Source organism: Commensalibacter sp. M0355, from assembly GCF_016101365.1.
In the GTDB taxonomy this organism is placed as follows: Bacteria; Pseudomonadota; Alphaproteobacteria; order Acetobacterales; family Acetobacteraceae; genus Commensalibacter; species Commensalibacter melissae.
In genome coordinates this window covers 252,125-275,632 of the sequence record NZ_JACFQQ010000001.1, presented here as the reverse complement: position 1 = coordinate 275,632, position 23,508 = coordinate 252,125, and the positions used below count along the sequence as shown (strand labels likewise).

19 protein-coding genes are annotated in these 23,508 nt (G+C 36.5%); 11 read left to right on the top strand and 8 right to left on the bottom strand.

The genetic code is table 11. The annotated features are described in order from the left end of the window. Nucleotides 1–19 precede the first annotated feature (19 nt). The 3 genes from H3T44_RS01295 to H3T44_RS01285 all read right to left on the bottom strand — a co-directional run bounded on the left by H3T44_RS01295 (nucleotide 20) and on the right by H3T44_RS01285 (nucleotide 2,967). Entirely contained in the window at nucleotides 20–1,111 is a 1,092-nt protein-coding gene (locus H3T44_RS01295) for an alkene reductase (protein ID WP_198195657.1), read from the bottom strand. A 111-nt stretch (nucleotides 1,112–1,222) separates the two neighbouring features. Next, nucleotides 1,223–2,308, bottom strand: coding sequence for an alkene reductase (locus tag H3T44_RS01290; protein ID WP_155565614.1), 1,086 nt, complete (start codon nucleotides 2,306–2,308; stop codon nucleotides 1,223–1,225). A gap of 71 nt (nucleotides 2,309–2,379) precedes the next feature. Further along, nucleotides 2,380–2,967: a TetR/AcrR family transcriptional regulator gene (locus H3T44_RS01285; RefSeq protein WP_122123737.1), complete on the bottom strand. Its 588-nt coding sequence runs from the start codon at nucleotides 2,965–2,967 to the stop codon at nucleotides 2,380–2,382. 339 nt (nucleotides 2,968–3,306) lie between these two features. On the opposite strand from H3T44_RS01285, the gene groES reads away from it, so the two are divergent. The 3 genes from groES to H3T44_RS01270 all read left to right on the top strand — a co-directional run bounded on the left by groES (nucleotide 3,307) and on the right by H3T44_RS01270 (nucleotide 5,977). Beyond that, entirely contained in the window at nucleotides 3,307–3,597 is a 291-nt protein-coding gene (gene groES, locus H3T44_RS01280) for a co-chaperone GroES (protein ID WP_110438197.1), read from the top strand. A gap of 67 nt (nucleotides 3,598–3,664) precedes the next feature. After that, nucleotides 3,665–5,311 (top strand): chaperonin GroEL, encoded by a 1,647-nt coding sequence (groL, locus tag H3T44_RS01275; protein ID WP_110438196.1) that lies wholly within the window; start codon nucleotides 3,665–3,667, stop codon nucleotides 5,309–5,311. Between the two features lie 462 nt (nucleotides 5,312–5,773). Continuing rightward, a complete protein-coding gene (locus H3T44_RS01270) occupies nucleotides 5,774–5,977 on the top strand; it encodes a cold-shock protein (RefSeq protein ID WP_110438195.1) in 204 nt (67 codons plus the stop codon). A gap of 85 nt (nucleotides 5,978–6,062) precedes the next feature. Here H3T44_RS01270 and H3T44_RS01265 read toward each other — a convergent pair whose 3' ends face one another. After that, on the bottom strand, nucleotides 6,063–8,894 hold the full coding sequence (locus tag H3T44_RS01265) for an ATP-dependent DNA helicase (protein ID WP_198195655.1): 2,832 nt from the start codon (nucleotides 8,892–8,894) through the stop codon (nucleotides 6,063–6,065). A 126-nt stretch (nucleotides 8,895–9,020) separates the two neighbouring features. On the opposite strand from H3T44_RS01265, the gene H3T44_RS01260 reads away from it, so the two are divergent. Both H3T44_RS01260 and H3T44_RS01255 read left to right on the top strand, forming a co-directional pair. Next, entirely contained in the window at nucleotides 9,021–10,634 is a 1,614-nt protein-coding gene (locus H3T44_RS01260) for a lysine--tRNA ligase (RefSeq protein ID WP_198195653.1), read from the top strand. Between the two features lie 51 nt (nucleotides 10,635–10,685). Beyond that, nucleotides 10,686–12,752 carry a lysylphosphatidylglycerol synthase domain-containing protein gene (locus H3T44_RS01255; RefSeq protein ID WP_198195651.1) on the top strand — a complete coding sequence of 689 codons (2,067 nt, stop codon included), beginning with the start codon at nucleotides 10,686–10,688 and terminating at the stop codon, nucleotides 12,750–12,752. Here the strand turns inward: H3T44_RS01255 and thpR are convergent. Beyond that, complete coding sequence (gene thpR, locus H3T44_RS01250) at nucleotides 12,749–13,294, bottom strand: RNA 2',3'-cyclic phosphodiesterase (RefSeq protein WP_198195649.1); 546 nt, start codon at nucleotides 13,292–13,294, stop codon at nucleotides 12,749–12,751. The genes H3T44_RS01255 and thpR overlap by 4 nt on opposite strands. 137 nt (nucleotides 13,295–13,431) lie before the next feature. Between thpR and H3T44_RS01245 the strand changes: the two genes are divergently transcribed. The 5 genes from H3T44_RS01245 to cyoD all read left to right on the top strand — a co-directional run bounded on the left by H3T44_RS01245 (nucleotide 13,432) and on the right by cyoD (nucleotide 18,440). Beyond that, entirely contained in the window at nucleotides 13,432–14,202 is a 771-nt protein-coding gene (locus H3T44_RS01245) for a Bax inhibitor-1/YccA family protein (RefSeq protein ID WP_110438190.1), read from the top strand. A 327-nt stretch (nucleotides 14,203–14,529) separates the two neighbouring features. Continuing rightward, nucleotides 14,530–15,492: a ubiquinol oxidase subunit II gene (gene cyoA, locus H3T44_RS01240; protein ID WP_370552698.1), complete on the top strand. Its 963-nt coding sequence runs from the start codon at nucleotides 14,530–14,532 to the stop codon at nucleotides 15,490–15,492. A gap of 4 nt (nucleotides 15,493–15,496) precedes the next feature. Next, nucleotides 15,497–17,485 carry a cytochrome o ubiquinol oxidase subunit I gene (cyoB, locus tag H3T44_RS01235; protein WP_110438188.1) on the top strand — a complete coding sequence of 663 codons (1,989 nt, stop codon included), beginning with the start codon at nucleotides 15,497–15,499 and terminating at the stop codon, nucleotides 17,483–17,485. Next, on the top strand, nucleotides 17,485–18,105 hold the full coding sequence (gene cyoC / locus H3T44_RS01230; RefSeq protein WP_198195647.1) for a cytochrome o ubiquinol oxidase subunit III: 621 nt from the start codon (nucleotides 17,485–17,487) through the stop codon (nucleotides 18,103–18,105). The genes cyoB and cyoC overlap by 1 nt, the downstream gene beginning before the upstream one ends. Further along, a complete protein-coding gene (cyoD, locus tag H3T44_RS01225) occupies nucleotides 18,105–18,440 on the top strand; it encodes a cytochrome o ubiquinol oxidase subunit IV (protein WP_110438187.1) in 336 nt (111 codons plus the stop codon). Before cyoC ends, cyoD begins: the two co-directional genes overlap by 1 nt. A 112-nt stretch (nucleotides 18,441–18,552) precedes the next feature. On the opposite strand, the gene fdxA is transcribed toward cyoD, so the two are convergent. The 3 genes from fdxA to H3T44_RS01210 all read right to left on the bottom strand — a co-directional run bounded on the left by fdxA (nucleotide 18,553) and on the right by H3T44_RS01210 (nucleotide 21,809). Beyond that, nucleotides 18,553–18,885, bottom strand: a complete 333-nt coding sequence (gene fdxA, locus H3T44_RS01220; protein WP_110438186.1) for a ferredoxin FdxA — start codon at nucleotides 18,883–18,885, stop codon at nucleotides 18,553–18,555. Between the two features lie 147 nt (nucleotides 18,886–19,032). Beyond that, nucleotides 19,033–19,314 (bottom strand): RNA-binding S4 domain-containing protein, encoded by a 282-nt coding sequence (locus H3T44_RS01215; protein ID WP_155566944.1) that lies wholly within the window; start codon nucleotides 19,312–19,314, stop codon nucleotides 19,033–19,035. After that, the gene (locus H3T44_RS01210) at nucleotides 19,311–21,809 is read right to left on the bottom strand and encodes a helicase-related protein (protein ID WP_198195645.1); all 2,499 of its coding nucleotides are present in this window, start codon (nucleotides 21,807–21,809) and stop codon (nucleotides 19,311–19,313) included. Before H3T44_RS01210 ends, H3T44_RS01215 begins: the two co-directional genes overlap by 4 nt. A 201-nt stretch (nucleotides 21,810–22,010) precedes the next feature. On the opposite strand from H3T44_RS01210, the gene H3T44_RS01205 reads away from it, so the two are divergent. Next, entirely contained in the window at nucleotides 22,011–23,390 is a 1,380-nt protein-coding gene (locus H3T44_RS01205) for an amino acid permease (RefSeq protein ID WP_155565605.1), read from the top strand. Nucleotides 23,391–23,508: the final 118 nt, after the last annotated feature.

The following is a 23,508-nucleotide window of genomic DNA, read 5'->3' as shown; positions in this document are numbered from 1 at the left end:
AACCAGAGTAGAGCTTGGATTATTTTGCAACGGGATAATCCGTATAACCTTCTTTTCCCTGACTGAACCAGGTTTTGCTATCAGATGGTTTTAGGAGGATATCATTTTTAATTTTGTGAACAAGGTCGGGATTGGAAATAAATGGTCGGCCGAATGAAACGGCATCCGCCTCATTGTTCTTGATAATTTTTTGAGCAGAGTGCCCATTATAGGAACCATTAATAACAAAATTTCCCTTAAAATTTTTCCTCATTGCGGGAGCGATAGGGGGATAGAAATCCTGATCTGTAAGGGTTGACATGACGAAATTGTCTTCACCTGGTTGTGGTTCCCTCACTTCCAAAAAATTAATATTTTCTTTACTTAAAGCCTTTGAGGCGGCAATAAATAATGGTTCGGGATTACTGTCATGAACGCCTTGAATTTCCTCATTTGGTGAAAGTCTAACTGATGTTCTGTCTGATCCCACTGTTTTGCAGACATTATGTGTTATTTCAATTAGTAGCCTGATTCTATTTTCAATACTTCCGCCGTACTCATCCGTTCTAAAATTGCAATTGTCTCTTAAAAATTCATCAATCAAATATCCATTGGCGGCATGTATTTGTACACCGTCAAATCCCGCTTCCATGGCATGATTTGCAGCTTTTATATAATCATTGATTAATCGGGGAATTTCTTCTTTGGGTAATGCACGCGCTTTTTCATACGGCTTTTTTCCTTCATATGTGTGTGCATATCTTGGAGCTGTGGTTGCTGATGCGGAAATAGGAGAAGGGTAAAATGATGGATGTACGGTTCGACCCATATGCCATAACTGACAAATAATATGACCCCCCTCATCATGAACAGCCTGGGTTATAGGTTTCCATGCCTCAACTTGCTGTTTATTCCATATGCCTGGAGCATATGCCCATCCCAATCCCTCTTGTGAAATTCCTGTTCCTTCTGAAATGATCAGACCTGCAGAAACTCTTTGGCGATAATATTCTATCATTAAAGAAGTTGGAATATGATCCTTTGTGGCCCGTCCCCGGGTTAAGGGTGCCATGATGATACGGTTAGATGCTTTTATTGCGCCCAATTGAATAGAGTCAAATAAAGTAACCATTTAATTTTTCCAATATTATTATCTTGTTAAGTCAGTTTTATCTATTGACGTAAGCAAATGAACATAATGATATTATCATTAAAGATACGGGAAGGCTATTCGTTCATTATTTTACTTGAAGTCAATATAGCCTTTTTCATCCTGAGTATACCAAATGGACGAATCATGTGGGACAAAAGGTTTACCCGTTTTAATTTTTTCGACCAAATCCGGATTGGAAATAAAAGGACGGCCAAAAGAAACTGCATCGGCTTGTCCCGCTTTAACAATTTTTTGGGCCAGTTGACCATTATACGTTCCATTAATAACGAAATTACCCTTGAAATTTTCCCGCATAGAAGGAAAAATCGGTGGATGATAGTCAGCTTCTGTCAAATCTTTCTCCACATAATTATCTTTATTGCCGATTTGTGGTTCCCTGACTTCCAGGAAATTAATTTTTTCTCTACTCAACGCTTGGCTGGCAGCGATAAAAAGACTTTTGGCATTGCTGTCAAATACACCCTGTACACGTTCATTTGGAGAAAGACGCACAGATGTTCGATCTGAACCCACCTCATGGCAAACCCTTTGCGTAATCTCGATTAGTAGACGTAGGCGATTTTCAATTGAACCGCCATATTCATCTTGACGGAAATTACTGCTGTCACGTAAAAATTCATCAATCAGGTAGCCATTTGCGGCATGAATCTGGACACCATCAAAACCAGAGTTCATCGCATTTTGTGCCGCTTTGGCATAATCATTGAGTAATCTTGGAATTTCATCAACAGGTAAAGCCCTTGCCTGAACATAGGGTTTCTTCCCATCATAAGTATGTGCATGACCTGGCGCTGTGGTTGCTGATGCAGAAATGGGAGATGGATAAAATGAAGAATGTACTGTGCGTCCCATATGCCACAATTGGCAAATAATTTTACCGCCTTCATCATGAACAGCCCGGGTTATGGGTTTCCAAGCCTCAACCTGTTCCTTATTCCATATGCCAGGAGCGTAGGGAAATCCCATTCCCTCTTGTGAAATTCCTGTACCCTCGGAAATGATCAAACCAGCTGTTGCCCTTTGACGATAATATTCAATCATCATAGGGGTGGGGATGTGATCTTTTGTCGCTCTTGAACGTGACATAGGAGCCATGATGATACGGTTGGAAGCTTTTATTGCGCCTAATTGAATGGGATCAAATAGAATAGGCATAGTGGTAAACCTCACTAATAATTATATTTTCAAAAAAATAGTAGACCGGTCGTCTATTAATCTATGAAAAATTAAATATTATTGTCAAGAAGAAAGTTTGTGAAATGGAGAGCGATAGTAAATGCTGTAGACCGTTTTTGTATTTTCACCATTAAACTTGCCCCCAACCATTGTTGATATAGTTGTTGAGCTATAAAAAAATTGTCAGCCTGATTGTGAATGGAATTATCTTTTTGGCCTATGGCAATAATTTGCGCGATAAGGGATAATATCCGGTCGGTTCCTCTACAGAATGCCTTACGCATCGGTTCGGAATAATCCGTCACCTCAGAACTTAATTTAACGATAAGACAATGTCCCTCAAAATTATTGTCGCATTGTGAAAATTGCCATTTTTCCCAATATTTAAGTAGACGATCTTTTCCTGAAAGTGAAGAAGACTTAAGTAAGGACTGAAGAGCCATTATATAATTGTCAATATAGTGATCAATGACCTGAACGCCGTAATCTTCCTTGGAATTGAAATAATAATAGAATGAGCCTTTGGGAATATTTGCTTGTTTGAGAATTTCAGCTAAACCAACATTTGTAAAACCTTGGCTTGCAAAAAATTCCTGACCAATTTTCAAAAGAAGATTTTTTTTATTTTTAGCATTCATAAGACGATATGAGGTTACGGAAAAAGAGATTTAAGTCTGAAAGCACGTTATGTTATGTGATAAAATCTTTTGTAAGCAACTTACTTAATAAGTATTATTCTTTAAAATATATTGTAATTATACACAATAAATCAATCGATAAAATTTAAGTAACTTATATCTGTGCATAGGAATTAAATTTAGTTGACATTGTACATGATTATGGTTACCTTAAAACCAAATATAAGTGGCAATAATACCACTGTAATATTTGGAGTAACGCGGCAAAAACGCGCGTAGTTAAAACCCATAATGCTGCTTTGATTAAGGGCATTATATAGAAATTATGGAGCGATCCAAATGACGAATTTTCGTCCATTACATGACCGTGTAGTCGTTCGTCGACTAAACAGTGAAGAAAAAACTGTCGGTGGAATTATCATTCCAGATACAGCAAAAGAAAAACCTCAAGAAGGCGAAGTCATTGCCGTAGGTCCGGGAGCTCGTAATGAGCAGGGACAAATTGTTCCTCTGGATGTTAAAAAAGGTGATAAAGTTTTATTCGGTAAATGGTCTGGGACCGAAGTCAAATTAAATGGCGAAGAGCTTTTGATTATGAAAGAAAGCGATATTATGGGAATTGTAGGTTAATCCGCAATTTTTCACCAGCTTTTGATTTTGACTTTTTTTAAAGAATTTCTTGTAGGAGATTAAAATTATGGCAGCCAAAGATGTAAGATTTGGTGCTGATGCACGTCAACGTATGTTACGTGGTGTTGATATTCTGGCAGATGCAGTTAAGGTAACCTTGGGTCCAAAAGGACGTAACGTTGTTCTTGATAAAAGCTTTGGTGCACCCCGTATTACCAAGGACGGTGTATCTGTTGCAAAAGAAATCGAGCTTGCTGACAAGTTTGAGAATATGGGCGCCCAAATGGTTCGCGAGGTTGCTTCAAAAACCAATGATGTTGCCGGTGACGGAACAACAACCGCCACAGTTTTAGCTCAAGCGATTGTTCGTGAGGGGTTAAAATCGGTTGCTGCCGGTATGAATCCTATGGATCTGAAACGCGGAATTGATAAGGCGGTTTCAATCGTTGTTGAAGAATTGAAGGCAAAAACAAAGAAAATTTCTACCCAATCCGAAATTGCTCAGGTTGGAACCATTTCTGCAAATGGTGAAAAAGAAATTGGTGATATGATCAGCAAAGCCATGGAAAAAGTTGGCAAAGAGGGCGTTATCACAGTTGAGGAAGCCAAAGGGTTGCAAACAGAACTCGACGTTGTTGAGGGAATGCAATTTGATCGTGGTTATATTTCTCCATATTTCGTTACAAATGCAGAAAAAATGACCGCTGATCTTGATAATCCTTTAATCTTGATCCATGAAAAGAAGCTTTCATCTTTACAGCCAATGTTGCCTTTGTTGGAAAGTGTTGTTCAAAGCGGTCGTCCGTTGTTGATTATTGCTGAAGATGTTGATGGTGAGGCATTGGCAACCTTGGTTGTTAACAAGTTGCGTGGTGGCTTAAAAATTGCCGCTGTGAAAGCGCCTGGTTTTGGTGATCGTCGTAAGGCAATGCTTGAAGATATTGCCATTTTAACCGGTGGTCAGGTTGTAAGTGAAGATATCGGCATTAAACTTGAAAACGTTACAATTAAAATGCTTGGTAACGCTAAAAAAGTTCATATCGATAAGGAAAATACAACAATCGTTGAAGGTACTGGTGACGTTGATCAAATCAAGGGACGTTGTAACCAAATTCGTGCTCAGATTGAAGAGACAACCTCAGATTATGATCGTGAGAAATTACAGGAACGTCTTGCTAAATTAGCAGGTGGTGTTGCTGTTATCCGCGTTGGTGGATCTACAGAGGTGGAAGTTAAGGAACGTCGTGATCGTGTGGATGATGCTCTTCATGCAACTCGTGCAGCAGTTGAGGAAGGTATTGTTCCAGGTGGTGGTACCGCATTGGCACGTGCATCTTTAAGACTTTCCAATCATACTCACGAAAATGATGATCAACGTGTTGGTGTTGATATTGTTCGCAAGGCATTGCAAACCCCATTACGCCAAATTGTTGAAAATGCTGGTGAAGACGGTGCGGTTATCGCTGGTAAAGTTCTTGAAAATGACTCATATAATTTCGGTTTTGATGCTCAGGTTGGAGAATATAAAGATCTCGTTCAAGCCGGTATTATTGATCCGACAAAGGTTGTTCGTAGCGCTTTACAAGATGCGGCTTCTGTAGCCGGTCTGTTGATTACAACTGAAGCGATGGTTGCAGAACGTCCAGAGAAAAAAGCTCCTGAAATGCCTGCAGGTATGGGTGGCATGGGCGGTATGGGTGGAATGGATTTCTAATTTCTCCCTTATTGCACAAAGGATAATAACTAAATAATTATCTTATCCTGAAAGGTTACTGTCAATAATGGCAGTAACCTTTTTATATATGTGAATATTTGGTCACAATTATGAAGTAGTAATTATTAAATTAACCATATTAAATAGTCTTGAATAATATTGTAAATGAAATGTTGCGATATATTTTTTAAGTGTTTTATTCTAAATAATAAATAAATATTCTAAAATTTTAATAAATACTAAAAATTTATTTATATTTTATATTAAATTTACAATATATATGTTTTTTTTATTTAATAAATAATAATTATATTGACAGTTTATTTATTTTATGTGTCAAATAGTCCCATGAAAGTTTTCTTTCTGAATAGGTAAACGATTTATTCGTTTTGATTTTAACTCTATATCAGGTCTATGTTTCAAGGCTTGATATTCTATATATGATAAGGATGCGCGGTTATAATGTATACTGGAACCGTGAAATGGTTTAATCCTACAAAAGGATTTGGTTTTATTGTCCCTGAAGAAGGTGGCAAGGACGTTTTTGTGCATATTACAGCTGTTCAGGCTGCTGGACTTCGTGATTTGAAGGAAAATCAGCGTGTAAGCTATGATATTGTAACAGAAAGAGGTAAAGCTGCTGCAGCTAATCTCAAGCCTTTGTAAGATCGAAGCATACGATTACTGGTATTAGAGTTATCTATTTACCGTAAGCAAGCCAGCTCTTTTGATAAAGAGCTGGTTTTGTTGTTTATGATGATTTATTTTTCATAAAAAGGGTCGTCTGATTGATTACCTCTTGTAGGCTCTGTCTTTGTATCGGAACATTTTTTGGGAAAGCGGACAATACACGAGTTGGTGTACGACGGTCCAAAATAATAAAAATTCCCTTGTCTGATTGAGTACGTATCAATCTGCCAAAAGCCTGTCTTAAGCGCAAGCGAACAATTTGCTCATCATATAGATTTGGTTTGTCCTTATAAAAATACTTTCTTCTTTCTCGATAAAGAATATCAGGGCGAGGCCAGGGTATTCTTTCAAATACAACAAGGTGTAAAGAATTACCTGGAATATTGATTCCATCCCGCATGGCATCAGTACCCAATAGACTGGAACGCATATCATTTTTAAACAATTCAACCAGACTATTATTACTCAATGGATCAATATGTTGCGCAAAAAGAGAAATATTATCTTTTTCCAAATGTTCATTAATCTGGTGATAAATTGCACGTAACCGATGAATTGCTGTAAACAATCCCAATGCGCCACCTTTGGAGGCCTTGAATAAATGCAGGTAGGCATGGGCCACTTCATGGATGGATTGAATATTAACGTCATTAACTACAAAAACACGGGCTTGTTTGTCATAATTGAAGGGACAACTTAATGCAGCTCTAAGAGGTTGAACGGGAAGATGTTCTGTCCCAACTCTTTGTTCGGCAGCTTGCCAAGTTGCTTCTGTGTCATTGTTACTTTTATCGCGTAAGGTTGCAGAGGTGAAAAGCATACCTTGTATTGAAGGTGCCAGCATTTTCATCAATGGAATGGTTGGGTCAAGCCAATGATGAAATAAACCTACGTCTGTTATATTTTTATTCTTATGTTCAGATTTCAGAAATGAAACATGAGTTTTAGATTGGTTATTGGAATGTTCTGGTTTATTCAGTGAAGTCAAAAGATCCAACCATAGAGTTAAGGGAGTAACCGCTTTTCGGGTTAATGTTGCGTGAGTTGTCTCAAGTCTCTCAAGGGAAATTTTGTCCAGAGAGTCTTTTTCATTATTTAATTTGGTTTCTATATTGCGTGTAAATTTTAAAAGACAGTTTAGCAATTTTTGAAAGGATTGAATTAAATTTGGTACAAGTGCAACTAATTCCGGTAATAGCGGATAGAGATCGCATTCATATTGTCTTGTTTCTGCGTAAGACTGATTGATAATTTGGTTAGGGGAAGAACGGGCTTGTATTTGCTGATATATGAGGTAAAAAAAACGCTCAGATAAATTGGTTAGGTTTTCATCCTTATTGTCATGAAATGATGCAAGATGACTTGACCAATTTAAGGGGGGTAAAATAAAGGCGGAATCAATAATTTCTTCCAAATCCTTTTCAAGCGCTTTATTGCCAATAATTACGTCATGAATACGCTTTTTCAATCCTTTTGAACGTGTATTTTTTCCTTCATTTCCTAATAGCCATCGTCTCAATTCGCTGGTTTCAGTAGCCGAGAAAGCGGTTGAAAAAGCTGAATCGGCTGCATCCGATATATGATGGGCCTCGTCAAAAATCAAGCGGGATGGTAGATTACTTTCCCATTCAGGAGAGGCATTATCTAAAGACCAGGCAAAGTGGTTAATGACCAGGGCGTGATTTGCAATAACAATTTCTGCATTTTGGGCTCTGCGAATGGAATGTTCAACAAAACAAGTCTGATAATGTGGGCAACTTGCATGAATGCATTCACCCCGTCTTTCAGCAAGAATAGATAATATTCTGTTGTCAAAAAGATCATGGAACCAGTTGGGCAGGTCACCTCCAAAAAGATCACCATCATTGCTTTGTTCAGCCCAGTTGCATAATAAAATAATGGCGATACTATTATCGTTACCATCATTTTTATTGAAATGAAGCGTAATATATTCATCTAAATTTAATAAACATAAATAATTCTCTCTACCTTTTCGGACAACGATTTTTTTCTTGCGGGTGGCAGGATCTGGATAAAGATGATGGAATTCATGTTCGATTTGCCTTTGTAAATGGCGCGTGTAGGTATTTATCCAAACTGTTCCTTTATTGTGTTCAGCCCATAAACTTGCTGGAGCAATATAGGCAGAGGTCTTTCCTGTACCTGTTCCTGCCTCGGCTAATACAATATTGGGTTTTCCCTGTTCCACACAAGGTTCAAATGCATAACGGGCAACATCTGTAAAATCAATTTGTCCAGCTCGATCTTCAGCGCCAGGTCCCAGAATTTCGGCCAAACGATTAAAGGTTTCCTGGCGTTTGACAGGAAATTGGCTGGGTTGGGGACGTGGGGAAAGTTCTTGCCATTTTGGTAATCGTTGCCATATTCTGAGCGCGTCGGAAGCTTGCAGTTGTTGCGCTGGTAACGGTAGAGAAATATCAAGTGCAGATAATAATATTGGAGCCCATAACCATTGTGCATGATAGAGGGCCGCTAGGCGAGCGGCAATCAGACCTTTGTTGCCATGATTATATTCTTCCTTGAATTTTAGGATAAGATAATCGCAGATAATTATTAAAAAATCAGCTTCAGGATTTAAAGGCATGGGGATTTTTAATGCATTGGCAAAATTTGTGACTGTATAGCCAAAGGATTGAACGGGAAATACAAATGCGGCAAGTTCAAGCAAATCAAGCCACCGGTCAGTATGAATGGTTTTTGGGGATTTTAGTTTACGGTAGGTATAAGATTTGTGTATGATCAGCAATTCAGTTGTTTGTTCAAGTTCAGCAATCAATGTCTGTAACGGTAAATTAAGAATTTCTCCATCCGTATTAAATAATGAAAATTGATTATCATGAATAATTAATGCGGAATAATCTTTTAAAACCATTTATTTTCTAACAATTCATACGTATATGATAATATATTGATTTTTATCCTGTTAATCTAACAGATAATAGTTTTTTAAATCCATATTTAATCAGAGGGCAGGCATTTTTATAGTGGCTGTAAAATAATGACAATAAACGATTTTTCTTCTTTTACTTCAATACCCAAAATATGGCCTTTCGAGGAAGCCGTAAAATTGGCTGAACATGTTCGGAATAAAAAAGATAAATCGGATAAACCCGCCTTGCTTGAAACAGGATATGGCCCTTCTGGTTTACCGCATATCGGAACATTTGGCGAAGTGGCTCGTACTTCTTGGGTCAGCCAGGCATATCAGGCCCTGACAGGGAAAAAAGCTGTCATTCTTGCATTTTCAGATGATATGGATGGTTTACGTAAAGTTCCAGAAAATGTACCTAATCAGGAAATGTTAAAAGAACATTTAGGAAAACCTTTGTCAAGTATACCTGATCCATTTGGAACACATGAATCTTTTGGTGCACATAATAATGCCCAACTTTGTTCCTTTCTTGATCATTTTGGATTTGAATATGAATTTGCCTCCTCAACAGAATATTATCAATCAGGAAAATTCGATTCCGCTTTGAAAAGAATATTGGAAGTTCACGACAAGATAGTTGCTGTAATTGCACCGACACTGAGAGAAGAAAGACGGGCCACCTATTCCCCTGTGTTACCTGTCCATCCTGAAACGGGAATTGTTATGCAAGTTCCTATGGAAAAAATTGATCCGGTATCTGGAACTATTCAATGGCGTGATGGGAATGGCAAGCTTTTTGAAACCCCTGTTACAGGTGGACATGCAAAATTACAATGGAAAGCTGATTGGGCAATGCGCTGGTATGCCCTAGGGGTAGATTATGAAATGTCAGGAAAGGATCTGATTGACAGTGTTCGACTTTCAAGCAAGATTTGTAAAATTCTTGGTGGCACTCCACCAGCCAATCTAACATATGAATTATTTCTTGATGATCAGGGGCAAAAAATCTCAAAATCGAAAGGAAATGGACTGTCGATTGAAGAATGGTTGCGATATGGTCCCTCTGAAAGTCTTGCACAATATATGTTTAATGCACCTAGACGGGCGAAAAGATTATTTTTTGATGTTATACCCAAGACTACAGATGAATATCTTAAACATGTTGAAAATTGGCAGAAATCAGAGCAGGGAGATGATACTGTCGGACCCGCTGAAAAAGAAAAGAAATATGCTAATCCTGCCTGGTTCATACATGGAGGTGTTTTACCAAAAAAAGCTGGAAGTCCGATTTCTTTCGCAATGTTATTAAATCTTGCCAGTGTTGCGAACGCGGAAAGAGCCGAGATATTATGGGGATTTCTTAAACGATATGATGAATCTGTATCGCCTGAAAATAGCCCCATGTTGGCTCAGCTAGTAGATAATGCCTTGGCATATTATGCTGATTTCATTCGTCCCCATAAAGTTTATCGTACACCGGATGAACGAGAGGCAAGGGCTTTGATTGAGTTATCTGTTGAATTGAAGAAATTACCAGCGGAAGAGCATAAACCAGATATTTTACAAAATTTGGTGTTTGCAATCGGTAAAAAATACGAATTTGAACCGTTAAGGGATTGGTTTGGTTGTCTTTATGAAGTGTTACTCGGACAAAAAGATGGGCCACGTTTCGGAATGTTTATCGCCGTATATGGAATAAAAGAAACAATAGAGTTGATTAACAAGGCGGTAAAAAGATAAATATAAGAAGATCGAAAGATTTTGCTTTATCAATTATAACATAGAAGATTCATGCAGCCATCGGATTTCGAAAAACTCAATAACACCCAGAATGATGGGAAACATTATAAAAACACGGGTTGGAAGATTCATTTAAAATATTGTTCTCGTATTCTTGGTGTTTTGTTATTCATGGCTGCAATTTATGTTGTGCAAAAGGAATTCAAACATCTCAGCCTGAAAGAGATTAAGCTATCTTTTGAACAAATTCCCACTTTTTCCTTGTTAATGGCTGGAGCGTGCACCTTATTGTCATTTTTTGTTCTGTCGTTTTATGATAAAATGGCTGTTAGACAAATTGGATACCGCTTGTCTTTTTTGAAAACTGCCTTTGCATCTTTTTGTTCCTATGTGCTTTCACATAATATTGGTTTATCGGCAGTTTCTGGAGCAATGGTTCGTTTCCGGTTATATGGGAGTTGGGGGCTTAAGCCTTTAGAAATCCTTCAGGTTATCGCCTTTTGTTCCATTACCTATTTTATAGGTGTTGCGGTGCTAGTAGGCGCGTTATTAATATTTAAATCGAATTCATTACCAATCATTGGGCAGGCATTGCCAGGCTGGATATTTATTTTTATCGGAATTGTCGCGTGGTTAGGGGTCTTTGGTTATATTTTTCTTTCATTCCGATGCAACACGTTAAAAGTCTGGAAATATACTTTATCGTTTCCTCGGCCATCCATGGCTATTTCACAAATTGTTGTCGCAACTGCTGAAGTTATAATAACGGCTGCAATCCCTTATTGTGTCGTGCCGTCTCATTCAATCATGATCGGTTATCCTGCACTTGATTTTATGTCTTTTATGGCGATTTATATCGTTTCTTATATTGCCGGGTTAATATCAAGTGTTCCTGGAGGTGCAGGGGTGTTTGAGGGCAGCATGATATTGGCTTTAAAAAATTATATGCCAATGGCCAATATTATGTGTGTTATATTTGTTTTCCGGTTTTTGTATTATTTAATACCATTGTTTATTGCAGGCAGTATGTTTGCAGTGCATGAAATTTTAATTAGAAGCAAATCCATATTTGATAAGCCCAGAAAAAAGAATCTGTTACGATTCAATCCATCTCTATTCATTGATGAAAATCTGCGGGAGAGTGATGCGGCTTTTTCTGTAGCCATTGCAGCAGCGGCAGTTTTTATTTGCGCTTTGATTGATCTGGCTGTGCCTTTGTTTGATTCAGGATTGATTCTTCACGATGCAGGAACTTTTTCATTATTTATTGAACTTACAGGCGATTATATTTTATCATTTTTAGGTCTTATCCTATTAACTCTTACGGTGTCATTAGTCCGTAGAATTACACTCGCATGGGGATTAAGTCTTTGTATTTTAATTGCATCAGCAGTAATTACGTTGATTATGGGAACCTATCTCATTATTCCGGCCATACTGACTTTGGTTGCGTTTTTTATTGCTCCGTTTAGAAAATGTTATTATCGATCAGCCAGTTTAACGGATGCACCGTTTTCCAGCAAAATTATTGTAGAGGTTATTTTATTTTTAACCACTGTATTGATAATAAACTGGTTAATCCCGCAATCAATTGCCCAATATGGAGTTGTTCAGGTTTTTTTCTCTGGCAATATTTCAATCGCAACAAAAATAATTATTGCAGTGGTGGGAATAAGCGGAATTTTAATATTGTTTAAGCTGATGCTTCCAGCAAAAATAGTTTCATGGCCCTGGTCAGGGGAAACTAAAGAATTATATCGGGTTATGTCTGATACAGACAATAAATTACTGGATGATATTAAACCGAATGGTATCTTGATCTGCTCAAAGGAGGGAACGGCTATACCTTTTATTCGTAAGGATAATTTTTTAGTCGGAATAGGAGATCCCGTGGGTAATGAACGTGAAATTGTCAATACTATTTGGCGTCTTAGGGATTTGGCGTTACAAGAAAATCGGTCTATTGGTTTTTGGGGTGCGGGAAAAAAATACCTGACCATTTATCATGATTTTGGATTGGCGAGTTTGAAACTGGATAAAACGGACCATTTTGTTTGTTGTGAAGTCCAGTATGCTAGTTTTATGATTAATCTGATTGGTAAATTCAAAAAATCTTAAGTTTGAAAAGATAATGGATAATTTTTCTCAATTATGTAATTGGGCTGCTCCTTACCAGGATACGAGCTGAACAATGAGAAGTGGGTTATTTCAATATCAGGAATTTTTAATAGGTTATAATGATTCAACCATTGTTTGATATGTTCTTGAGGAAGGTAAGAACCTTTCCCCAGTGTAATATGGGGAACAAATTTTTGTTTTTGAGTTTTAATTTCTAATTGTCTTAAGATTTGTTTCACTTTTTTACGTAAATGAACCAGACTCTCAGAAGGCTGGATTCCCGCCCATAATATTTGGGTATTGGATGCTGTTTGAAATAGATTAACCTTATCAATTGTCAAATTGAATGAAGGGGGCGATATTTTTTCAAGTGTTAAATCAAGATCATTCAACAGATCATAGTCATTAATTTCACCTATAAAATTTAGTGTGAGGTGGTAGGTCCTAGGGTCATACCATCTTACATAGGTCAAACTACCTCTTAATTGACTTAAAAGGCGAGTTACATAATTTGGGAAATCAATACCTATAAATAAGCGCATATGACCAATTCTGTTTTTATAATTCAACTCTTTGCGTATTAATTATGAATATAACATATTTTTTTTCAATGCTTGATATTTGGGCTGTAAATGAAATATATTATATAAGTCTATGAAAATTTTAATGAGTAAAGTAAATGGTATTTCGTCCTGATTCTTATAACAATATGACCAATGTCAATGCCAAAGTCGCATATGATGCAGGTCTTAGAAATTATATGCTTCGTATCTATAATTGGATGGCATCAGGGTTGTTGCTAACTGCATTAGTTTCATATTTGGTTGTTAACACATCTTTAGGTAATATATTTTATCATCCGGTAGTGATGGGGTACAGAACCATTGGAATCACACCAACATTATTGGGTTATATCGCTATTTTTTCACCATTGGCATTTGTATTGGTAATGTCCTTTGGGGTTAATCGCCTTTCAACGCAAGCTGCCCAAACACTTTTCTGGGTATTTTGTGGTGTTATGGGCGTTAGTATGGCAAATATCTTTTATGTATATACAGGTGAATCCATCGTAAGGACGTTTGTGGTCACAGCAGGTATGTTTGCGGGAATGTCTTTGTGGGGATACTCAACTCACAAAGATTTGACAGGAATAGGTTCTTTTTTAGGGATGGGCCTGTTTGGTCTTGTTTTAGCCATGGTTGCGAATATCTTTTTTAAAAGCGGACAACTAGGATTAATCATTAATATAGTTGGAGTGATCATTTTTACAGGTCTTGCCGCTACGGATACTCAACGTATTAAGCTTTCCTATCAAAATCTCTATCAATATGAAGGGTCTGATATCGTGCTTAAAGCCAGCGTTTATGATGCCTTAAGTATGTATTTGAATTTTATAAACTTGTTTCAGTTTATGCTGCAATTCATGGGTGTTCGTCAAAACGATAACTAGGCTTAAAATGACAGTTTTATGAATGTTGAAAATAGTGCTGATTTATTCAGCACTATTTTTTTTGATTATAGCCATAATCCATAATCGATATTTAATAAGTGCTTGCTTATAAAGTGAGTTGTAATGGGATGTTATTTATAGTAAACAATTAGATATAAAATAACATTATACTAAGATCATGATTATATGTCTAAATTTAGAAAAAATTATGGTCTTTTTATGAAGAATGAATTTTATGTAAAAATTTAATAATATAAAACTGTTTTTTTATATGATTTCTCAATTAAAAAGAAGTTTTATAAAATAAACACGCTGATGAGTTGAGCGATGTCAGAATCAACGAGGCATAGAATGAAAAAATTATTACCGAAAATTACATTATCGGTAGTGGGTTTAACATCTACTCTTATGTTGGGTGGATGTAACTTGGTTTTATTTGATCCAAAAGGACCGATAGGACAAAGTGAGAAAGAATTGATTATGATGACGGTAGGGGCAATGCTTTGCGTTGTTATTCCCGTTATTATTGCAACCTTAATTATTGCAAGACGTTATCGTGCATCAAATACCAGTGCAACATATTCACCAAAATGGGATTTCTCACTTCCGATTGAAATATGTATGTGGGGAATTCCAATGTGTTTGATTGCTTTTCTTGCATATAAAACATTTGTTTCATCTCATGAATTGGATCCTTATAAACCAATCGCTGCACCTGCTGATAATCCACAAGTCAAACCAATTGATGTTCAGGTTGTTGCGTTAAACTGGAAATGGTTATTTATTTATCCTGAATATGGTATAGCCACAGTTAATCAATTGGTAGTACCTGTTAATACACCAGTTTCCTTCCGATTAACGTCCGATGCGACAATGAACTCTTTTTGGATTCCGCAGCTAGGGTCACAAGTCTATGTAATGGCTGGTATGCAAACTCAATTGCATTTATTGGCTTCTACAGAAGGTGATTATTTGGGGGAAACCAATAATTACAGTGGTGCTGGATATTCAGATATGAGATTCCGTACATTGGTTAAAGATGAAAAGGGATTTCAGGACTGGATTGAAAAAGTTCGTGCGTCTTCTCAAGACTTGAACAATGAAACATATGCTAAACTGCATGAAGATAGTATTAAAAATCCAGTTGAATACTATGCTCATGTTGAACCGGTTTTATTCGATACAATCATAGCAAAATATAACAATGGTATGGTTATGGATAAAGCTACTGGGCAAATGATTCATATGAGCTCAAGTCAATCTGGTGAAATGAAGCACGCAGAGGAATAGATAAATGTTAGGTAAATTAAGTCTTTCGGCTATTCCATATCATGTACCTATATTGGTAGGGACATTTATTGGGGTAGTTATTGTTGGATTGGCTGTTTTAGGAGCGATCACATACTATGGTAAATGGGGTGTATTGTTCAGAAACTGGCTTTTCTCGGTTGATCACAAGCGTATCGGTATAATGTACATCGTGCTTGCACTTGTTATGTTATTCCGTGGATTTGCGGATGCTATCATGATGCGTCTGCAACAGGCCATGGCTTATAATAGTCCTGGTTACCTGCCTCCATCGCATTATGACCAAATTTTCACTGCTCATGGTACAATCATGATTTTCTTCATGGCCATGGCATTTATGCAGGGTCTATTTAACCTTATCGTTCCTTTGCAGATTGGTGCCCGTGACGTCGCTTTTCCATTTATCAACTCATTAAGTTTTTGGTTAACGACTGCTGGTGCTATACTAGTTAACATCTCTTTGTTTATTGGTGATTTCTCGACTGCTGGTTGGTTGGCCTATCCACCTGTTTCTGAATTGCAGTTCAGTCCTGGCGTAGGGGTAGACTATTATATCTGGGCTGTTCAGATTTCCGGTGTTGGAACGCTTTTGACTGCTGTTAACTTTATAACTACAGTTGTCAAAATGCGTGCCCCAGGAATGACATGGATGCGTATTCCTGTTTTCACATGGACTGTTATTGCATCTTGTATCATGATTTTTACGACATTCCCTGCCTTGACAGTGGCTGTGGCTGAATTGGCACTGGATCGTTATTGTGGAATGCATTTCTTTACCAATGATGGTGGTGGAAATGTAATGTTGTATTTGAATCTGATCTGGGCATGGGGACATCCTGAAGTTTACATTCTTGTAATTCCTGCCTTTGGTGTTTTCTCGGAAGTTGTTCCTGTATTTTGCAAAAAACCATTATTCGGTTATGCAACAATGGTTTATGCAAGTTTGGCGATTACGACCTTGTCCTTGCTGGTTTGGGTTCACCACTTCTTTACAATGGGTGCCGGAGCAAATGTTAATACCTTTTTTGGTATCATGACGATGATCATTGCCATCCCAACAGGAGTTAAGGTCTTTAACTGGCTCTTTACCATGTTTAGAGGACGTATCGAATTTACTGCACCAATGTATTGGACAATCGGATTTATGATTGTTTTCGTTATTGGTGGTATGACCGGGGTTATGCTGGCAATTCCAGCCAGTGACTTCGTTTTGCATAATAGTGAATTCTTGATTGCTCACTTCCATAATACTATTATTGGTGGTGTTTATTTTGGTTATGTCGCGGGGATGAATTTTTGGGCTCCAAAAGTAACCGGTTTCAAGATGAGTCAGAAACTTGGTAAGGCCGCATTCTTTTTCTGGTTCTTTGGATTTTTCCTTTCATTTGTTCCATTATACATTACCGGATTTGATGGAATGGTTCGTCGTTTGAATCATTATGACAATCCCAATTGGCATTTCTGGTTACAGATTGCCTGTGTTGGTGTATTTTGTATCCTTTGTGGTGTTGTTTGCCAATTATTACAGATTTTCCTTGGTATTATTAACGCGAAAAAACCTGAAAATATTGATGTAACGGGTGATCCATGGGATGGTCGTAGTCTTGAATGGTCAACTTCTTCTCCAGCTCCTGTTTATAACTTTGCTCATATTCCAGTTGTTCAATCACGTGATGCTTATGCATATAATAAAGAGCATGGAATTGATACACGTCGTACGTCTGAAACCTATAAGGATATTCTTATGCCTAAAAACACGTCTGCAGGTTTTTGGCATGGAATGTTTGCATTGGTTCTGGGATTTGCGGCAGTTTGGCATATCTGGTGGCTTGTGATTGTTACCGTAATTCTTAATTTTGTATTAGCTATTGGTTATAGCTTTAAAGATGATAAAGAATATGTCATTCCTGCTTCAGAAGTTGAACGTATTGAAAAAGAACATTCTCGTAAACTTATGACACAGGTGGCTGAATAATGGCTGAGAATATGAGTACAACGATGTCAAATACTTCACAAAATGTTCATGAACACGAACATGAGCATGAAAATCATTCATTCTTTGGCTTTTGGATGTATTTGATGTCGGACTGCATTGTCTTTGGGTGTTTATTTACCAGTTATGCGGTTTTAAGAAATCAGTTTGCTGGTGGTCCAACCAGTAAAGAAATGTTTGAACTGGGACGAGTGGCTATTGAAACTGCCTTGCTGTTGACAAGTTCACTTACCTTCGGTTTCGCGATGATTCAGGCGCGTCGTAACAGTAACAATGGAACACTTTTATGGATGGTGGTTTCAGCCATTCTTGGTTTAGGGTTCCTTGTTTTGGAAATTCAAGAGTTTATCGCTTTTGTTCAACATGGTGCCTCACCAACCGTTAGCGCTTATTGGTCGGCATTCTTTACACTTGTTGGAACGCATGGCTTACATGTTACTTTGGGTCTGATTTGGATGACGGTTCTGATGATTCAATTGGTAACAAAGGGTCTAAACAAAACAATGATGCCAAGATTGGCTTGTATGAGTTTATTTTGGCATTTCTTGGATATTGTTTGGATTTGCGTATTTAGTTTCGTTTACCTGTTGAGTATGGCATAATGACAGAAAATCACACTACAGCCTCAGAAGAGGCAGGACACGGCTCTGTAGCATCCTATATAGTCGGGTATGTATTATCGATCATCCTTACGGTAATTGCTTTTTATATCGTTATGGAACATATGTTTTCAACGATGGCTACTGCAACTACGCTTGGGGTATTGGCAGCATTACAAATTATTGTTCAGTCAGTATTTTTCTTGCATGTCAGTGTGTCTCCAGAAAAACGTGTTGATTTGGTAAGTTATGCATTTTCGCTTTTCGTAGCAATCGTTATTGTATTTGGAACGTTATTCGTAATGCATAATGCAAGTTATAACATGATGTCTCGATAATTATATTTACGTTTTGTCCTGTAAATCATTATGGGGCAAAATGAAATCAAGTTGTAAAAAAACCCTTTATCATTTGATAAAGGGTTTTTTATTGATTAAAGACTGATATACATTAGCTCTTATGCGGTTCCCGGGAAAGCATATCTTTTTTATCAGGCTTTCCGTTCCATTCATCAGCATCCGAAGGTGTATTTTCTTTTCTTGTAATGTTTGGCCATGATTTGGACAGTTCAGCATTGATCTCAATCCAGTCGGTAGAACGATCATCACTGTCAGGGAATATAGCTTCTGCAGGGCATTCAGGTTCACATACTCCACAATCGATACATTCTTCTGGGCTTATAACTAGAAAATTTTCACCCGCATAGAAGCAGTCGACGGGACATACTTCTACACAATCCATATATTTGCAGCGGATACAGTTTTCTGTGACCACATAGGCCATTGTTTTCTCCGATTCATACTAGTTAAATAAGGGTTTTTCCCTAAATAATTGTTTTTCTTAATTATATAAAATAGCTTACTTATATAAGTTAGGTATCGTCTTGATGACTAACAAGAAAATTATTCATTTTCTTTATTACATCAAAATCTATTTTTCAAGAATTTCTTTGTATAAAGAGTGACATAATTTTGCTGAAACTCTTCGGGTTGAAAAACCCAAGACCTGTATTACCCTGCTACTGTTGTTCCAGGGAATGGTAATGATATCGTCTTTTTTTATTAAAGTTGCAGGTTTGATAACTGATTTTGAATTTATTTTTATAATTTCGTTTTTAATCGAGAAATGACTAATCGATCGGGATTTATATATTCTAGCATGCCAAAGCCAGATATCAATACGTTGACAGGTTAGCTCAGTTTGATAGTTCATGTACGATTCAAAAGAAAGTTTTTAAGAATGTTAAATGGATTATCTTGGGTAAGATGCGTCATATGTTTAATTTTGCGCTGTTTTTTTATTTTAATTTTTTTAATTAATAAGGGTGCTGGAGGGCCAAATTTTTCATATGTTAATTTTTCAGGTTTTTTGGGTTGCAATTTTAGAGATTTAAGTAGTGGAATAATGTTATCATTATAATATGGAACAGGTGCTATCCATTTTTTATGAAAACAAACAGGATGTTTTTTTGACGCTTTCTTAAGCTTGAACGTCAATTTTTCTGCAATATCCAATCTGATGATCTGTTTATTGGCAACAAGCCATCCCATCTTGGCAACAAGATTTTTGTTCATTGTCGAAGAAGTTAAATAAGCAACCTGTTTAGGTGAAAGTAAAACAGGATTAGCAATCTGTTCATTGAGTGTGAGGAGTGTATGTCGTAAATAATATTGTTTTTCTTTAAAAAAATTTTCGATATAAATTGCGTGATTTCCATAATGAATCTTGTAATGTTTCAATTGTTTAATTGTGTCTTTTGACAAACTGAAATATTGTTCAGTCCATAAAATGCCTCCATTTTCATAAAGTTGATGCAGAATTCCACGTAGTTCTGATGTGTTGTTATCATTATCCAAGGCATTAAAAAAATTTGGAAATAATCTTCGATTATAATTTTCTAAAAATTCTTTCAATCTTCTCAAGATTAAATTTTGAAAAACTTGTTGAATTAAATCCTTATTTAAAAGGCAGATATCTGGATGAAAAAAATCCTTGCCTTTTTTTAATTGAGCGATTGGTGATTTTTGCCATGATATAATTTTTTTATCATGATCTATCATAAATTCTTTATCATTATCGTGAATTAATCGATTAACCTGTTGAGGGATAAATTTTTCAATCGATTTATTAATTTTTTTTAAAATAAAAGAGCGTTCGTCTTTATGGATTGAATCCGGAAGTTGAAAACAAAATCCCCGAATTTTACCAATAAACTCGCCATCAATTGAAATATTCCCTTCATTTGTTATAGAGGTAAAGGCATTTATTTGTTTAGAGTGAGATAAATGATGGATAAGGTTTGTGACCCTTTGATTAACGAACTTTGATACCAAACTGTCATGTAGCGCGTCGGAAAGTTTTTCTTCTATCTCTTTTGTTTGGGCGTGCCAATAAGATGATGATTCTACCCAATTATTTTTTGTTGTTAAAAATGAATAGATACGAATACTGGCAAGTCTCTGCATTAAGGTATCGATGTCCCCCTGCAAATGATTTAGCTGTTGAATTTGCTGATCAATCCAATTTTCAGGTATATGGCCTTGTTTGATCAAAAAAAGGAAAATTTGTTTACATATCCGTGCATGATATTCACTGCCAATTTTTTTAAAGTCGGGTATTTGACAACATTCCCATAACAATTCAGTTTTAAATTGTGACGTACATATTGAACGTACTTCATGGTCTTGGATAAGATAAGATAGGTTTTTAAGATCAGAGGAATATTGACCAGTTATAAGCTGTGGAAACTGTGAGGGTGTGGTTAAGGTGGAAAAAAGTGTCAGGGGATTTTGAAAATCGAGATCATGATTACGCCAATAAATTTGTTTTATGGGATCGAAAGCATGATTTTCTATGGCATTGACAATTTTATCAGAAATTATTGGACAATTCGCGGTTATGCCAAATGTTCCATCCCTTGAGCCTCTCCCAGCCCTACCTGCAATTTGAGCAATTTCACTTGGATAGAGATTACGCATCTGTCGTCCATCATATTTTGATAAATTCACAAAAGTGATATGATTGACATCCATATTCAAACCCATGCCAATTGCATCGGTGGCAATCAAATAGTCAACCTCTTTATTTTGATAAAGTTCCATTTGTGCATTACGGGTACGGGGAGAAAGTCGTCCCATGATAATTGCACATCCACCTTTTTGACGTTTGACCAATTCTGCAATGGCATAAACTTCATGGGCTGAAAAGGCAACAATTGCACAACGTGGTGGCAATTTTGTTAATTTGGTAAATCCATTATATACTAATGATGAAAGTCTTGGCCGTGTTTGTATTTCGATAGATGGAACAAGTTTTTTCAAAATAGGGATGATTGTATCAGCCCCGAGAAAAATTGTTTCATATGTTCCGCGGCAATGAAGAAGCCGGTGGGTAAAAATGTGTCCACGATCTGGATCTGAACAAAGCTGAATTTCATCAATGATGACAATATCAACGGGTATATGAACGGGCATTGCCTCAACAGTGCAGGAAAACCATTTTGCCTGGGGTGGAACAATTTTTTCCTCACCTGTTATAAGCCCGACATTTTTTTTTCCTTTGATTTTAACCATTCGGTCATAGTTTTCCTTGGCAAGAAGCCTTAGGGGAAATCCAATGATTCCGGAAGGATAAGCAAGCAAGCGTTCAAGGGCTGTATAGGTCTTGCCAGTATTTGTTGGTCCAAGTATTGCTTTGATTTGTGTCATTATAGATAATTTATATCAGCTGTTTTTGATAAGCGTACAGGATATATAGATAAATTAACCAGATAATCATTCAATGATAATTATAAATTACAATTGTTTTGAGATTTTATTTTAATTAATAATTAAATAATTAATTTATTGCTTGCAAAAAATTAATCATTTTCAAACACGTTTGAAAAATCAATGTAACAAAGGTTTTTTATGGGTCAGGGTATAGATACAGAACTAAAAAGAAATTTGAGTAACCGACATATGCAGTTAATTGCAATTGGGGGGTGTATAGGCACTGGTCTTTTTATGGGAGCGGCTAATACGATTTCACTTGCTGGTCCCTCTATTATTTTTATTTACTGTATTATTGGTATTATTGTATTTCTTGTAATGCGTGCCTTGGGCGAAATTCTTTTATCTGATTTACGATACAGATCATTTGTAGATTTTGTTACAGAATTGCTTGGACCTTGTTGCGGCTTTGTTTTGGGTTGGTCTTACTGGTTGTGCTGGATTGTCATTGGTATTGCAGATCTAATTGCCATTTCAGGATATACGCAAATATTTTATCCCAATCTGTATTCTTGGATACCGGCTCTATGCTGTATCGCAATATTTTATATTTTAAACCGCTTGACTGTTCGAATATTTGGTGAAATGGAATTTAGTTTTGCCATTATCAAAATTCTAGCCATTATTGTTTTAATTCTTGTTGGTATCTTTTTTATCGTTACGGGTTTTCGTTCTCCATCAGGAGACGTGACCTCTGTAAAAAACATATGGAATCATGGTAATTTGTTTCCTAATGGATTTGAGGGGTTTTTGGCTGGATTTCAAAGTGCCACCTTTGCCTTTATTGGAGTTGAGCTGATTGGTACTGTTGCGGCTGAATCTAAAGATCCGGAAAAAAATTTACCCAAGGCCATTAATAATATCCCTTTAAGAATTTTGATGTTTTACGTATTTTCTGTAATGGTTATTATGGCGGTTATTCCTTGGCAAAGTATCAATCCATCCAAAAGTCCATTTATCATGTTGTTTTTGTTTGCTGGTCTCCCTGCAGCTGCTGCAATAGTCTATATTGTTGTGATTACGTCAGCTGCATCATCCACAAACAGCGGGGTATTTTCCAGTAGCCGTATGTTATATGGTTTGGCAAGACTTAATAAAGCGCCTGCTTTTTTTGGGAAATTATCCAAACATTCTATACCGATAAATGGTCTGAGATTTTCTTGCTTATGTTTATTAACTTCAGTTATCTTATTACTTTTTAATAATAAAAGTATTATTGAAATTTTTACTTTGGTGGCTTCCGTTGCGACAATTATTTCATTATTTACCTGGTTGCTAATATTACTGTCCTATATCCAGTATAGAAAAAAACATCTTCATAAACACATGAGTTCTTTCTTCAAATTACCTGGTGGATATATCTCCTGCATTCTTTGCATAATTTTTATTTTTTTCACGTTATTGACGCTAATGATACAGTTTGACACGCGTATGGCATTATATATCGGAAGCGCTTGGTTTATTTTTATTACTTTTTGTTATTATATAGTTACAAAATCAAAAAAAGGAGTAAAATAATTTTATTATCAAAATAAAAAGGAGGTAAATAAAGCTTAAAGCTTAATAAACTAATTTTTCAATGAGAAATTTTTATTACTTTTCCTATGTTTTTTTGGTGTGTCAAATTAATTGTAAT

Bases quoted from the DNA above. Each gene is read 5' to 3' on its own strand.
- H3T44_RS01295 (WP_198195657.1), bottom strand. From the start codon at position 1,111: ATGGTTACTTTATTTGACTCTATTCAATTGGGCGCAATAAAAGCATCT.
- H3T44_RS01290 (WP_155565614.1), bottom strand. From the start codon at position 2,308: ATGCCTATTCTATTTGATCCCATTCAATTAGGCGCAATAAAAGCTTCC.
- H3T44_RS01285 (WP_122123737.1), bottom strand. From the start codon at position 2,967: ATGAATGCTAAAAATAAAAAAAATCTTCTTTTGAAAATTGGTCAGGAA.
- groES (WP_110438197.1), top strand. From the start codon at position 3,307: ATGACGAATTTTCGTCCATTACATGACCGTGTAGTCGTTCGTCGACTA.
- groL (WP_110438196.1), top strand. From the start codon at position 3,665: ATGGCAGCCAAAGATGTAAGATTTGGTGCTGATGCACGTCAACGTATG.
- H3T44_RS01270 (WP_110438195.1), top strand. From the start codon at position 5,774: ATGTATACTGGAACCGTGAAATGGTTTAATCCTACAAAAGGATTTGGT.
- H3T44_RS01265 (WP_198195655.1), bottom strand. From the start codon at position 8,894: ATGGTTTTAAAAGATTATTCCGCATTAATTATTCATGATAATCAATTT.
- H3T44_RS01260 (WP_198195653.1), top strand. From the start codon at position 9,021: ATGACAATAAACGATTTTTCTTCTTTTACTTCAATACCCAAAATATGG.
- H3T44_RS01255 (WP_198195651.1), top strand. From the start codon at position 10,686: ATGCAGCCATCGGATTTCGAAAAACTCAATAACACCCAGAATGATGGG.
- thpR (WP_198195649.1), bottom strand. From the start codon at position 13,294: ATGCGCTTATTTATAGGTATTGATTTCCCAAATTATGTAACTCGCCTT.
- H3T44_RS01245 (WP_110438190.1), top strand. From the start codon at position 13,432: ATGGTATTTCGTCCTGATTCTTATAACAATATGACCAATGTCAATGCC.
- cyoA (WP_370552698.1), top strand. From the start codon at position 14,530: ATGTCAGAATCAACGAGGCATAGAATGAAAAAATTATTACCGAAAATT.
- cyoB (WP_110438188.1), top strand. From the start codon at position 15,497: ATGTTAGGTAAATTAAGTCTTTCGGCTATTCCATATCATGTACCTATA.
- cyoC (WP_198195647.1), top strand. From the start codon at position 17,485: ATGGCTGAGAATATGAGTACAACGATGTCAAATACTTCACAAAATGTT.
- cyoD (WP_110438187.1), top strand. From the start codon at position 18,105: ATGACAGAAAATCACACTACAGCCTCAGAAGAGGCAGGACACGGCTCT.
- fdxA (WP_110438186.1), bottom strand. From the start codon at position 18,885: ATGGCCTATGTGGTCACAGAAAACTGTATCCGCTGCAAATATATGGAT.
- H3T44_RS01215 (WP_155566944.1), bottom strand. From the start codon at position 19,314: ATGAACTATCAAACTGAGCTAACCTGTCAACGTATTGATATCTGGCTT.
- H3T44_RS01210 (WP_198195645.1), bottom strand. From the start codon at position 21,809: ATGACACAAATCAAAGCAATACTTGGACCAACAAATACTGGCAAGACC.
- H3T44_RS01205 (WP_155565605.1), top strand. From the start codon at position 22,011: ATGGGTCAGGGTATAGATACAGAACTAAAAAGAAATTTGAGTAACCGA.